Source organism: Peteryoungia wuzhouensis, from assembly GCF_003205195.1.
Taxonomy (GTDB): domain Bacteria; phylum Pseudomonadota; class Alphaproteobacteria; order Rhizobiales; family Rhizobiaceae; genus Allorhizobium; species Allorhizobium wuzhouense.
Map to the genome: position 1 here is coordinate 236,995 of NZ_QJRY01000004.1, position 12,403 is coordinate 249,397.

At 63.2% G+C, this 12,403-nt stretch carries 11 protein-coding genes; 6 read left to right on the forward strand and 5 right to left on the reverse strand.

The genetic code is table 11. The features are described 5' to 3' along the window. The first annotated feature begins 132 nt into the window (after nt 1–132). The gene (dgcA, locus tag DMY87_RS12685) at nt 133–1,116 is read left to right on the forward strand and encodes an N-acetyl-D-Glu racemase DgcA (RefSeq protein WP_205908163.1); all 984 of its coding nucleotides are present in this window, start codon (nt 133–135) and stop codon (nt 1,114–1,116) included. A 223-nt stretch (nt 1,117–1,339) separates the two neighbouring features. Here dgcA and DMY87_RS12695 read toward each other — a convergent pair whose 3' ends face one another. After that, nucleotides 1,340–2,008 carry a spermidine synthase gene (locus DMY87_RS12695; protein WP_110791791.1) on the reverse strand — a complete coding sequence of 223 codons (669 nt, stop codon included), beginning with the start codon at nt 2,006–2,008 and terminating at the stop codon, nt 1,340–1,342. Nucleotides 2,009–2,182: 174 nt separating this feature from the next. Here DMY87_RS12695 and DMY87_RS12700 point away from each other — a divergent pair, with 174 nt between their 5' ends. Next, complete coding sequence (locus DMY87_RS12700) at nt 2,183–3,001, forward strand: HpcH/HpaI aldolase family protein (protein WP_110791793.1); 819 nt, start codon at nt 2,183–2,185, stop codon at nt 2,999–3,001. On the opposite strand, the gene DMY87_RS12705 is transcribed toward DMY87_RS12700, so the two are convergent. Together DMY87_RS12705 and DMY87_RS12710 are read right to left on the reverse strand one after the other, a co-directional pair. Continuing rightward, entirely contained in the window at nt 2,995–4,326 is a 1,332-nt protein-coding gene (locus tag DMY87_RS12705) for a sigma-54-dependent transcriptional regulator (protein ID WP_110791794.1), read from the reverse strand. The two genes, DMY87_RS12700 and DMY87_RS12705, sit on opposite strands and share 7 nt — an antisense overlap. Next, nucleotides 4,323–6,143 carry a sensor histidine kinase gene (locus DMY87_RS12710; RefSeq protein ID WP_245408907.1) on the reverse strand — a complete coding sequence of 607 codons (1,821 nt, stop codon included), beginning with the start codon at nt 6,141–6,143 and terminating at the stop codon, nt 4,323–4,325. The genes DMY87_RS12705 and DMY87_RS12710 overlap by 4 nt, the downstream gene beginning before the upstream one ends. 271 nt (nt 6,144–6,414) lie before the next feature. Here DMY87_RS12710 and DMY87_RS12715 point away from each other — a divergent pair, with 271 nt between their 5' ends. Then, a complete protein-coding gene (locus DMY87_RS12715; protein WP_110792175.1) occupies nt 6,415–7,755 on the forward strand; it encodes a dicarboxylate/amino acid:cation symporter in 1,341 nt (446 codons plus the stop codon). A 72-nt stretch (nt 7,756–7,827) separates the two neighbouring features. Here the strand turns inward: DMY87_RS12715 and DMY87_RS12720 are convergent, their stop codons facing one another. Then, a complete protein-coding gene (locus DMY87_RS12720; RefSeq protein ID WP_110791796.1) occupies nt 7,828–8,136 on the reverse strand; it encodes a ribbon-helix-helix domain-containing protein in 309 nt (102 codons plus the stop codon). A 225-nt stretch (nt 8,137–8,361) separates the two neighbouring features. Here DMY87_RS12720 and DMY87_RS12725 point away from each other — a divergent pair, with 225 nt between their 5' ends. The 3 genes from DMY87_RS12725 to DMY87_RS12735 all read left to right on the forward strand — a co-directional run bounded on the left by DMY87_RS12725 (nt 8,362) and on the right by DMY87_RS12735 (nt 11,082). Next, nucleotides 8,362–8,757, forward strand: a complete 396-nt coding sequence (locus DMY87_RS12725) for a VOC family protein (RefSeq protein ID WP_110791798.1) — start codon at nt 8,362–8,364, stop codon at nt 8,755–8,757. A gap of 123 nt (nt 8,758–8,880) precedes the next feature. Next, entirely contained in the window at nt 8,881–9,411 is a 531-nt protein-coding gene (locus DMY87_RS12730; protein WP_110791799.1) for a twin-arginine translocation signal domain-containing protein, read from the forward strand. 99 nt (nt 9,412–9,510) lie between these two features. After that, nucleotides 9,511–11,082, forward strand: a complete 1,572-nt coding sequence (locus DMY87_RS12735; protein ID WP_110791801.1) for a GMC family oxidoreductase — start codon at nt 9,511–9,513, stop codon at nt 11,080–11,082. A gap of 72 nt (nt 11,083–11,154) precedes the next feature. Here DMY87_RS12735 and DMY87_RS12740 read toward each other — a convergent pair whose 3' ends face one another. Next, nucleotides 11,155–12,357 (reverse strand): ceramide glucosyltransferase, encoded by a 1,203-nt coding sequence (locus DMY87_RS12740; protein WP_110791802.1) that lies wholly within the window; start codon nt 12,355–12,357, stop codon nt 11,155–11,157. Nucleotides 12,358–12,403 lie beyond the last annotated feature (46 nt).

Below are 12,403 nucleotides of genomic sequence, written 5' to 3' on the forward strand. Positions count from 1 at the left end.
TGCAGGGTTTTTTGACCCGCCGCCGGTACCGGTCCGATAGTTGACGGATATAGAAAGGATTGCCTGTTCATGCAAGGGGAGCGATTCGCCGGGTAGCCCGCCCCGTTCGCCCCGCCACCGGAGGTTTCGTCCATGCCGATCCAGATGACCGTGACGCCGGAGAGTTTTCCGATCGCCGGCACCTTTACCATCTCGCGCGGCTCGAAGACCGAGGCCAAGGTGGTGACGGTGCGGCTGACGGATGGGGTGCATGTGGGGCAGGGCGAATGTGTGCCCTATGCGCGCTACGGCGAGACGGTGGAGAGCGTTATCGCGGTGTTGACCGCGCTGGTGCCCGAGCTGGCCCAGGGGTTGGACCGGGTGGGCTTGCAGAGCCGGCTGAAACCGGGGGCGGCGCGCAATGCGCTCGATTGCGCTTTCTGGGATCTGGAGGCGAAGCGGGCGGGTAAACCCGTCTGGCAACTTCTGAAGTTACAAGAGCCGAAACCCCTATCCGTCACCTATACGCTGTCGCTTGGAAGCCCCGAGAGCATGCGCGCGGCGGCGCAGAAAGAGGCGACCCGACCGCTGCTGAAGGTCAAGCTGGGCGGCGAGGGGGATGTGGAGCGCATCCGGGCTGTCAGGGCCGGTGCGCCGACGTCGGCGATCATCGTCGATGCCAATGAGGGCTGGAGCCTGGAACAGTACAAGGCGCTGGCGCCCGTGTTTGTCGATCTCGGGGTGACGCTGGTCGAGCAGCCGTTTCCGGCCGGTGCCGATGAGGCGCTTCTCGGCCTCGATCGTGTCCTGCCCGTTTGCGCCGATGAGAGCTGCCACGACACGGCGTCGCTCGCCTCGCTCAAGGGCAAATATGACGCAGTCAACATCAAGCTCGACAAGACGGGCGGGCTGACCGAAGCGCTTCTGATGCGCGATGCGGCGGTCAGGGCCGGTTTCGAAATCATGGTCGGCTGCATGGTCGGTTCGTCGCTCGCCATGGCTCCAGCCTTCCTGATCGGCCAGGGGGCGGCTTTTGTCGATCTCGATGGGCCGCTGCTTCTGGCGCGGGATCGCGAGCCGGCGATCGGCTATGATGGGGCGATCATGGGGGTGCCGCCGGTTGGGCTTTGGGGGTAGAATTGTCAGTCCCGTTTTGCCGTGTAACACCCCCCTCTGTCACTTCGTGACATCTCCCCCACAAGGGGGGAGAGCGGCGCGTCGCGTTTGCCGCTGCCTCTACTGCGCCAAAGGTGGGCGCCAGGCTAGCGCGGTGGCCAGTCTCCCCCCTTGTGGGGGAGATGCCCGGCAGGGCAGAGGGGGGTGTCGGCCAGGTCGAAGCGCTACCGCCGGATGAAGCCCTTCACGCCTTCGCCATCCAGATCACATGCTTCTTGCCGCGGCCGGTTTTCCCGGCCCTCACCGGAATCTCTTCCACGCCATAGCCGCAATCCTTCAAGCGGCGCGTGAACCTGGGGTCCGGACCCTGCGACCAGACGCCGAGCACGCCGTTTTTTGTGAGCGCTGCCTTGGATTTGCGAATCCCGTCATGGGAATAGAGACCGTCGTTCTCTTCGCGGGTGAGGCCGTCGGGGCCGTTGTCGACATCGAGCAGGATGGCATCGAACTGGCCCCTGGATTTGGCGATGAGCGCGCCGACATCGCCGACATGAATTGCCACGCGCGGGTCGTCGAGGCAGCCTTCATAGATCTCGGCCATCTGGCCGCGTGCCCAGTCGACGACGGCGGGCACGAGTTCGGCGACGGTGACTTTCGCATCCTGAGGCAGGACGGCGAGGGCGGCGCGGAGCGTAAAGCCCATGCCGAGGCCGCCGATCAGGACGTGCGGGCGCTTGTGCTCCTTGATCCGCTCGAAAGCGAGGGTGGCGAGCGCCTCCTCGGAACCGCTCAGCCGGCTGTTCATCAACTCGTTGGTGCCGAGCATGATGGAAAATTCCGTGCCGCGTTGTTTCAGGCGCAATTCGCCGCCGCCGGGTATCTTGGCCGTGTCGAGCTGGATCCAGGGGAGCATGGGGCAATTCCTGCGCTTGGGGTTTGCGCTGCCCCTATCACGGCGGACCCCAGAGGTTCAATGTCGCGGGCGTACCGAAGACGGAGAACGAGACTTGCGATCCACTTCGCTTCCGGGGATAGCTTGTGGTCTCCGGCCAAGCCGCCGGATCGCAATTGCCCCAGGAGAAGATGCATGCCCGCCCCCGTGAACCTCTTCAAAAAAGCGCTGCGCGAAGACACCGGTCTCCTGACCGGGCTCTGGGTGGCGCTTGCCAATCCGCATTCGGCGGAAATCTGTGCCGGGGCCGGCTTCGACTGGATCCTCATCGATGCCGAACATGGACCGAACGACATTCCGCTGATCGCGGCCCAGCTTGCCGCCGTGACCCGTCACGCGGCCCATCCGGTGGTGCGCCTGCCGGTCGGCGAGCCCTGGCTGATCAAGCAGGCGCTCGATATCGGGGCGCAGACGCTGATGATCCCGATGGTCGAAACGGCGGAGCAGGCCACGCTTCTGGCCAAGGCGCTGCGTTATCCGCCCTTCGGTATCAGAGGCATGGGCGCGAGCCTGGGGCGCGCCTCGAATTTCGGCCGGATCGCCGACTATGCCGAGACGGCGGATGATCAGGTCTGCCTGATTGGGCAAATCGAAAGCCGGCTCGGTGTCGAGAATGTCGACGCCATTGTCGCCACGGAAGGTGTCGATGCGATCCTGATCGGTCCTGCCGATCTTTCTGCCGACATGGGGTATGGCGGCAAGGCGATCGTGCCGGAGGTGATGGAAACGGTCGAGATGTTGATCGGCAAGATCAAGGCTGCCGGCAAGCCGGCGGGCATCATGACCGGCGACCCCGAAATGATCGCGCTTGCCCGCCGCGCCGGGGTGCGTTTCATGGCAAATGGCACGGATACCTGGCTTCTGGCCAATGCGGCTGCGGCCATGGCGGCACAGATGCGCAATCCGGATGCGGCGTCAAAGGACGGCGCTTCCTCGGGTTCGACCGGTTACTGATACTCTGCCCGGTTGATGCCGTGGCGCTGGAGCTTGTCGTAGAAGGTCTTGCGCGGAATGCCGAGGGCCTCAAGCGTCGAGCGCACGTCGCCGCTGTTTTCTCTCAAGGCCGCGCGGATGAGTTCGGCCTCATGCCGCTCCATCTGCTCGGGCAGGCTGAGACCCGCCGTCGGCGAACCCGATGACGGCTTCGGTGGCGGCGTGATGCCGAGCACGACGCGTTCGGCGTAGTGGGAGAGCTCGCGCACATTGCCCGGCCAGTCGTGGCTCTCCAGGTGGCGGTGCACATCGTTGGTGATGGCCGGAATGTCGCGGCGGAAGCGTTCGGCGGCACGGGCGGCAAAATGGGCAAAGAGCACGGGAATATCGGCCCGGCGTTCCCGCAACGGTGGGATCGAGACCGTCACCACGTTCAGCCGATAATAGAGATCCTCGCGAAACTCGCCGCGCTCGGCGGGGTTTCCGAGATCGAGTTTGGCGGCGGCGACGACGCGCAGATCGACAGGGCGTATGTCGTTGGTGCCGAGCGGGCTCACCTCGCGCATTTCGAGAACCCGGAGCATCTTTACCTGGGTGGGCAAAGGCATGCTCTCGATCTCGTCGAGAAACAAGGTGCCGCCGCTTGCATGCTCAATGCGACCGACGCGTTTCTTCTGGGCGCCGGTGAAAGCGCCCGGTTCGTGGCCGAAGAGTTCGCTCTCGATCACGGTTTCCGGCAGGGCGCCGCAATTGAGCGCGACGAAGTTGCCCTTGGAACGCCGGCTCCAGCGATGGAGGAGGGTGGCGACCACTTCCTTGCCGCTACCAGTTTCGCCGGCGATCAGCACGTCGACATCGGTGTCGGCGATCTGGCGCAATGTCTGGCGCAGATGCTCCATGGCGGGCGTCTGGCCGATGAGAGGCAGGTCGTCCGGCGTCGTGGTTGCGGCCTCGCGCAGGCGCCGGTTTTCCATCACCAGCCGGCGCTTTTCCGCCGCGCGCGCCACGCTCTGGACAAGGCGGTCGGCGGGGAAGGGTTTCGCAATGAAATCGTAGGCGCCGTCGTGCAGCGCCTTGACGGCCATGTCGACATCGCCATGACCGGTGATCAGCAGCACCGGCAGATCCGGGTCGAGGCTACGGAGGCGGGCGAAGAGTTCGAGCCCGTCCATGCCGGCCATGCGGATATCGGTGACGACGACGGCCTCGCTTTCCCGCGACAGCTGGGTAAGGGCCTGCTGCGCGGCGGCGAAATCGCTGACGACATAACCTGCCAGTTCGAGGGTCTGGCGTGTGGCCCGGCGCAGCGCCTGGTCGTCGTCGACAAGGATGATCTCGATGTTCATGTCGAAGCCCTCTTCAGGGTAATCGTGAAGGTCGTTCCCTTCGGCCCGGTGTCGACCGCAAGCCGGCCGCCATATTCCGTGACGATGTCTCGGGCGATCACGAGTCCGAGCCCGAGGCCACCTTCCTTGGAGGTGGTGAAGGGAATGAAGAGGTTGTCGCGCACGCGGTCCGGCAGGCCGGGGCCGGTGTCGCTCACCGTCAAGTCCACTTCGTCGGGGGAAAGGCGTGCCAGGCCGATGCTGATGGTGGCCTTCTCCTGCCCCTCGATTGCTTCCAAAGCGTTCTGCAGGAGGTTGATCAGCACTTGCTCGAGACGGATACGTTGGCCGAAAACGGTGACATCCTGGGGGATGTCACCGATCGTCAGGCGATCGAAACTGCCGGCAAAGCGGCTCTTCAGCAGAAAGAGTGCGCCGTCGATTGCGGCTTTCACGCCGACCGGTTCTGCCGTTTGCCGCCCTTTGCGGGCAAGGCCCTTCAATTCGCCGGTGATGGCACCGATCCGGTCGGTGAGATCGGCGATCAAGCCGAGATTGTCCTTCGCGGTTTCTGCATTGCCCCGATCGAGAAAGGATTTCGCATTGTCGGCATAGGCGCGGATCGTTGCTACCGGCTGGTTGATCTCGTGCGCCACGCCGGCCGCCACCTGGCCGAGGATCGCCAGCCGGTTGGCCTGGACCAGGTCCTGCTGCACGCCCTGCAATCGGATGTCTGTCGCCCTGTGCTCGGCAATTTCCGCCTGGAGCCGGTCGCGGGCTTCGGTCAGTTCCAGTGTCCTGCGGCCCACCTGGCGTTCGAGTTCGGCAAGGGCGGCCTGCTCGGCGGCGCGGCGGCGGGCGGCGCGCCCGCTGAGATAAAGGAGCCAGGCGGCGGCGGCGATGAGGGGCAGGCCGATGCTGATCACGACCAGTCGGCCTTCCCAGGCGCCGGAGTCCAGCGCTTCCGTCGCGGGTGCCAGTACATGCAAGGCCCAGCTGGTTCCGGGCACCCCCAGGGTGGTGGCAAAATGGGTCTGATGGGGTGCGCCTGCTTCGGCACCCGTGTCCGTCGCCACCATCATGTCGCCGTCAAACGCCTGCAGCTTCCAGATGGGGATCGGCGTCAGTGGCGCTTCGCCGAACTGGAGGCTGTCGCGGATCTGGCTCAGCTCGCGGGGCGGAATGTCGAAGAGGGTCAGGAAGCGCCAGGCGGGTACGCCGGTGATCAGCACGATGCCGTGGCTGTCGGTGACGAAGGTTCGCTTGCCGGACCGACGCCAGCTTTCCTCGAGTTCTTCGAACTCGACCTTGATGACAACGACGCCAAGTGGAGCGCCTGAGTTTGACGCGATCCGGCGTGACAGATAAAGGCCGGGCCGCCGGCTGACGCTGCCGAGTGCATATTGCTCGGCGCTGCCGGTGGCGAAGGCCTTGCTGAAATAGTCACGGAACCCATAATTGCTGCCGACGAAGCTGTCCGGGCGGTTCCAGTTGCTGGCGGCAATGGCCATGCCGTCGCCGCGAATGACATAGATCGCAGAGGCATGCGTGTTTTCGGCCAGGCGCTGCAGCTTTCCATTCAGCCGCGCGATGTCGGTCGGGTTTTCGCCTGTCAGCGTGCGGGCAAGATCCGGATCCTCCGACAGCACCAGCGGCAGGCTGCGCGAGCGGTCGAGCACGGCGAGAAGCAGCGCGCGCTTCAGTTCCGCATCCGTCTTCGTTTCCTCCGCCAAGCGGGTGACGGCGGATTGGCGGAATGTCTCTTCCCCGAAATAGACGCCTGCGAGCAGCATGGCGCCGGATATAAGAACAAAGATGATCCAGTGACGTGGCTGCATGACAGGACTTCGCTGCCCCTGTTTCTTGAGGGGTTAAGAGTGCGATACTTCGCACAATTTTCCAAGGGGTTTGTGTGGAATTTCGCTCATTCCACTGAATGTATTTTGTCGAGATATCGCAAAAATTATTTTAAAACATAGTGTTATTCGACTTTGTTCGAAGTGGCACGCGCCTTGCTGAAGGATTTGTAGGCGGCATTGGCTGCCGTTCAATTCAGCAACCGCCCGGGAGGCCGGAACTTGTTCCGTCAGGGCGACCATGGAGGACATCATGCAGATCGATACCGCAGGGCATACACCCGTGGGCCGTCAGCCCTTCTACAAACATCTCTATGTCCAGGTTCTCGCGGCGATCGCCGCCGGCATCCTGCTCGGCCATTTCTATCCGGAAATTGGCGCGCAGTTGAAGCCGCTGGGCGATGCCTTCATCAAGCTCGTCAAGATGATCATTGCCCCGGTCATCTTCCTGACGGTCGCCACCGGTATTGCCGGCATGAGCGACATGAAGAAGGTTGGTCGTGTCGCCGGCAAGGCGATGATCTACTTCCTGACATTTTCGACACTCGCCCTCATCATCGGCCTGATCGTAGCGAACGTCGTGCAGCCGGGTGCCGGCATGCATATCGATCCGGCCACCCTCGATGCAAAGGCCGTCGCGACCTATACCGAAAAGGCGCATGACTCGACCATCATCGGCTTCCTGATGAACATCATCCCGACGACCATCGTCGGTGCGTTTGCGGATGGCGACATCCTGCAGGTGCTGTTCTTCTCGGTGCTCTTCGGCATTTCGCTGGCGCTGGTCGGTGAACGCGGCAAGCCGGTCACTGACTTCCTGCAGGCCGTCATCGCGCCTGTCTTCAAGCTGGTCGCCATCCTGATGAAGGCCGCCCCGATCGGTGCCTTCGGCGCCATGGCGTTTACCATCGGCAAATACGGCATCGGCTCGGTCACCAGCCTCGCCATGCTGATCGGCACCTTCTACCTCACATCCTTCCTGTTCATCGCCGTGGTCCTCGGTGCCGTCGCACGCTACAACGGCTTCTCGATCCTGGCGCTGATCCGCTACATCAAGGAAGAGCTGCTGCTCGTCCTCGGCACGTCCTCGTCGGAAGCAGCGCTTCCGGGTCTGATGAGCAAGATGGAAAAGGCTGGCTGCAAGCGCTCGGTCGTCGGCCTCGTTATCCCGACCGGCTATTCCTTCAACCTCGACGGCACCAATATCTACATGACGCTGGCGGCGCTGTTCATCGCCCAGGCCACTGGCATTCAGCTGTCGCTCGGCGAGCAGATCCTGCTTCTGGCGGTTGCCATGCTGAGCTCGAAGGGGGCGGCCGGCATCACCGGGGCCGGCTTCATCACGCTCGCCGCAACCCTTTCGGTCGTACCCTCCGTGCCGGTCGCCGGCATGGCGCTGATCCTCGGCATCGACCGCTTCATGTCGGAATGCCGCGCCATCACCAACTTCATCGGCAATGCCGTTGCAACCGTGGTCGTCGCCCGGTGGGAAGGCGAACTCGACGAGACGCTGTTCCATGCGGCGCTCGGCGGCAAGGTGCTGGAAGAGGCCGACATGCCGCAGGCGCAGCCCGTGCTGCAGGCGGCCGAATAATCGTCCTGCCAGGACGGTAGTCGGAACTGAAGGGCGGCCCGGCACCAGTCGGGCCGCCTTATTTTGTGCCGCTTACTCGGCGGCGATAATGTGGAACTGCTGCGGTTCGCCCGGATGCTCAGCCTTGCTCATCAGATAGATCAGACAGCTGGTGCGCAAGAGCGACGCGAAGTTCGAGACAGAGCCGTTGATCTCCAGTGCCTCATCGTAGAGCGTCGAGAGAAAGCGGGATGTCGAGAAATTCTGGCTCGCGGCGATTTCGTCGATCAGCACCCAGAAGGCCGCTTCCAGCTGGATGCTGGTCGAGTGGCCTCCGATGCGGACGGAGCGGTTGACCGCGCGGTAGCGGGCCGGGTCCTGTCCTGCAAAGACTTCACACATGGCATGCTCCTCCCTGATTTATCGTTCTTCGGTCTTTTTTCGCATTATGTTGCCAGCCGCTGCCGTGGTCAATTTCGCTCTTCGCTAAACTGCCTCGCTTGGATGCGAAGAATGGCCCGGGCGGACCGGGAAAAAATCGGCTGCGGTAATGGGCTGCTACCATCCAGATGCCAAATCGGGACATTCTTCCTGCATGACATTTGTCAGCATGCGAGGAGCAGCCCATTGGCGAAAATGATCCATTCAATGATCCGCGTTCTGGAAGAAGAGCGGTCGCTCGCCTTCTACACGAAAGCCTTCGGGCTGGAGATCGCGGACCGTCTCGATTTCGAAACCTTTACCCTGATCTATCTCAGCAATTCGGAGAGCGAATTCGAGCTGGAGCTGACGGTCAACAAGGGTCGCGAGGAGGCCTATGATCTCGGCAACGGCTATGGCCATCTCGCCTTGAGCGTCTCGGATCTCGATGCCGAGCATCAGCGGCTGACCGATCTCGGCTTGAACCCGAACAAGATCGTCGAGTTCAACCGGGACGGCGCTCTGCTCGCGCGCTTTTTCTTCATCACCGATCCGGACGGATACAAGATCGAGGTCCTGCAACGGCACGGACGCTACAAATGATCGTGCGACCGGGGGAAGAGGAGCTCCCGGTCCCACAATCCTGCAGCCGGCGGGCGCGGTTTCGCGCCAGCCTTCGGTGACGGCGGCTGGCCGTCGCGCATCATTTCATGGGAGGAGAATGACGTGGTTACGATACTCGACAAGACAGGCGGCATGTCGCGCCGCCAGCTTCTGAAGACGGGTGCGGCCGGCGCCGTGCTGATGGTTACCGGCACGGCGGTGATCTGTCCCGAGCAGGCCTGGGGCCTGGAAGCCACCGCGCTGAAGCCGGATACGCTCGCGACGCTCATCAAGATGGCGCGTGACATCTATCCGCATGACCAGCTCGCCGACCGCTTCTATGCGGCGGCCGTCAAGGGCCAGGATACGATGGCGGCCAAGGACGAGAAGCACAAGGTGCTGATCGAAGAGGGCATTGCCGATCTCGACAAGCGTGCGGGCGCCGGCGGCTATCGCGGGCTGGGCTGGGAGGATGATCGCGTGGCAATCCTGCGGGATATCGAGACGACGCCCTTCTTCCAGGCGGTGCGGGGCGACCTCGTGGTCAGCCTCTATAACCAGAAGGAGATCTGGCCGATCTTCGGCTACGAGGGCGAGTCCTATTCCAAGGGCGGCTACATCCAGCGCGGGTTCGACGACATCACCTGGCTCTGAGTTCACCCCAAGACACGCATTCATCGTCGCCGGAAGGAGGCCCATCGCGGATGGGACCGGCGGCGTTTACCCCTATGACCGATTTCCCGGGAGGAAAACATGGCAGCGCCCTATGATCTCAACGACGACAGCGTGGTCGTCATCATCGGTTCCGGTGCAGGCGGCGGCACGCTTGCCAACGAACTTGCCCAGAAGGGCATCGACGTGGTCGTGCTCGAAGCCGGTGCGCGCATCGAGCACGAAGACTTCATCAATGACGAATGGGACAGCTTTGCCCAGCTCGCCTGGCTCGACCATCGCACCACCGGCGGCGGCTGGCGCGTCTCCAAGGACTTTCCCAACCTGCCGGCCTGGATCGTGAAGGCCGTTGGAGGCACCACCACCCACTGGGCGGGCGCCTCGCTGCGCTTCCAGGAGCACGAATTCAAGACTTTGACCCACTACGGCAAGGTCGAAGGCGCCAACCTGCTCGACTGGCCGATCACGCTTGCCGATCTCGAGCCCTACTACGCCAAGGCCGAGGACAAGATGGGCGTGACCCGCACCAACGGGATCGAAGGTCTGCCCGGCAACAATAACTTCAAGGTCTTGAAGGCCGGGGCTGACAAGCTGGGTTACAAGGAATGTCACACCGGCAATATGGCGATCAATTCCGCCGACCGCGACGACCGCATGAGCTGTCAGCAGACCGGCTTCTGCTTCCAGGGCTGCAAGTGGGGCGCCAAGTGGTCGACGCTCTATACGGAAATCCCGAAGGGCGAGGCGACCGGCAAACTGGAGGTGCGGCCGAATTCGCATGTGGTCAAGATCGAGCATGACGCGTCGGGCAAGGTGACCGCTGTCGTTTATGCCGACAAGGACGGCAAGCTGCAAAGCCAGAAGGCCCGCATCATCTGCGTCGCCGGCAACTCGATCGAAAGCCCGCGGCTGCTGCTCAATTCCGCCTCGTCGAAATTCCCGGACGGGCTTGCCAATTCGTCCGGTCAGGTCGGCAAGAACTACATGCGCCACACGACCGGCTCGGTCTATGCCGTATTCGACAAGCCGGTTCACATGTATCGCGGAACCACCATGGCCGGGATTATCAGAGACGAAGCGCGGCACGATCCGTCACGTGGTTTCGTCGGCGGCTACGAGTTCGAGACGCTGTCGCTGGGCCTGCCCTTCATGGCGGCCTTCCTCGATCCGGGCGGCTGGGGCCGGTCGTTCACGTCGGCGCTCGACAATTATGCCAACATGGCGGGCCTCTGGATCGTCGGCGAAGACATGCCGCAGGAGCAGAATGCGGTGAAGCTGCATGGTGAACTGAAGGACAAGTATGGCATGCCGATCCCCGACGTCTGGTTTACCGACCATCCCAACGACGAGGCGATGCGCAATCATGCTTACAAACAGGGTGTCGCGCTCTACGAGGCGGTCGGCGCACATCGTGCCTTCCCGACGCCGCCCTATCCGTCGACGCACAATCTCGGGACCAACCGCATGAGCGAGAAGGCGCAGGACGGCGTGGTCAACAAACACGGCCAGACCCACGACATCGCCAATCTCTTCGTCTCCGATGGCAGCCAGTTCACCACCGGGGCAGCCGAGAATCCGACCCTGACGATCGTTTCTCTTGCGATCCGACAGGCGGATTACATCGCCGAGCAGATGAGCCAAGGCACCATCTGACCGGCAAAACAACCTCCCTCTTGCGGGCAGCGATCGCGATGCGGTCCTGCCCGCTTTTTTGATGACGGAGGTTCAGAGGCTGCGGGCGGCAACCAGCGCACGCGCCTTTTCGCGGGCCTTGTCGCGCGTGCGTGCGACGGCCTGGCGGATGCGGGTCGTGCGCCCATTGTCGTTGTCGGCAACAGTCATCGCATTGCCGCGCCATTCGAACCCGCTGCCGAACCAGGCTGACACGAAGAGGGCCGGCAACAGCAGATCACGGGCGAGCATGGCGGGAAGCATGCGCCAGCCAGTCGGCCAGCCATAGGTGCGCGCGAGCAGGACCTCGGCACCGTACCAGGCCATGAGATAGGCGAGCGGCGTCCAGGCCGGAAGATTGCCGTTGAGCGCAAGTGCCACCATGGCAGCCATGGGCAGCGTGGCGCCGGTGAAGACCTCGGGCAGGAAATAGAGCGGGAAGGAGGCGCGGCGCAGGCGGGCCCAGCGCAACTGGCGCTTCCATACGGCGGCGATGTCACGATTGCCGAGTGGCTGCGGGAAAGGCTCGCGCACCAGCCGGACCTTCAAGCCGGCATTGCGGATCAGGATCGTGGCTGCGGCATCCTCCGCGACCTCTTCACCGAGGCGTTCGAAGCCGCCGAGTTCGGTGATGAGGTGTCGATTGAACAGCATCGACTTGCCCTGGGCGAAACCGAAGCCGGCCGCATCGGCAAAGAGCTGCCAGCGGGCCTGGAAGCTGTCGAGCCAGGTGCTTTCAAGCATGGCGCCGAAATTCGTCGGCTCCGTTCCCGCCGGCGGCGAGCAGACGAGACCGGTCTTGCCGTCCCAGCGCGCCATCATCCGGGCAATGGTGTCCGGTGGCATCAGCACATTGCTGTCGGTCATGACGACCCAGTCATGCCGGGCATTCCGCCAGCCCTTGACGACGTTGTTCATTTTCGGATTGACGCTGAACAGGTCCTCGCCGACCAGCAGGCGCGCGGGAATATGCGGGTTCTCCGCCATCAGCCGCTGGGCCAGCGCCGCTGCCGGGTCGTCCGCCCGCGCAACACAGAAGAGAAGCTCGTAAGACGGCCAGTCGAGCCGGAAGGACGAGGCGAGGCAGCGCTCCAGATTGTTCTCGAGCCCGCAGATCGGCCGGATGAGCGTGACCGGCGGCTTAGAGATCGGCCGATGCGCGCCTCTCCGGTGGAGCATCCTGGTCGCAATGACAAACGCGATGCTTGCGAGCTGGACGAGTAGGGCGATCACGGCAAACCAGATCAGAAATGTCATGGCGAGTCTCCGGATATTCTCCCCCGGATAACATCGCTGTGTGACA

Bases quoted from the DNA above. Each gene is read 5' to 3' on its own strand.
- dgcA (WP_205908163.1), top strand. From the start codon at position 133: ATGCCGATCCAGATGACCGTGACGCCGGAGAGTTTTCCGATCGCCGGC.
- DMY87_RS12695 (WP_110791791.1), bottom strand. From the start codon at position 2,008: ATGCTCCCCTGGATCCAGCTCGACACGGCCAAGATACCCGGCGGCGGC.
- DMY87_RS12700 (WP_110791793.1), top strand. From the start codon at position 2,183: ATGCCCGCCCCCGTGAACCTCTTCAAAAAAGCGCTGCGCGAAGACACC.
- DMY87_RS12705 (WP_110791794.1), bottom strand. From the start codon at position 4,326: ATGAACATCGAGATCATCCTTGTCGACGACGACCAGGCGCTGCGCCGG.
- DMY87_RS12710 (WP_245408907.1), bottom strand. From the start codon at position 6,143: ATGCAGCCACGTCACTGGATCATCTTTGTTCTTATATCCGGCGCCATG.
- DMY87_RS12715 (WP_110792175.1), top strand. From the start codon at position 6,415: ATGCAGATCGATACCGCAGGGCATACACCCGTGGGCCGTCAGCCCTTC.
- DMY87_RS12720 (WP_110791796.1), bottom strand. From the start codon at position 8,136: ATGTGTGAAGTCTTTGCAGGACAGGACCCGGCCCGCTACCGCGCGGTC.
- DMY87_RS12735 (WP_110791801.1), top strand. From the start codon at position 9,511: ATGGCAGCGCCCTATGATCTCAACGACGACAGCGTGGTCGTCATCATC.
- DMY87_RS12740 (WP_110791802.1), bottom strand. From the start codon at position 12,357: ATGACATTTCTGATCTGGTTTGCCGTGATCGCCCTACTCGTCCAGCTC.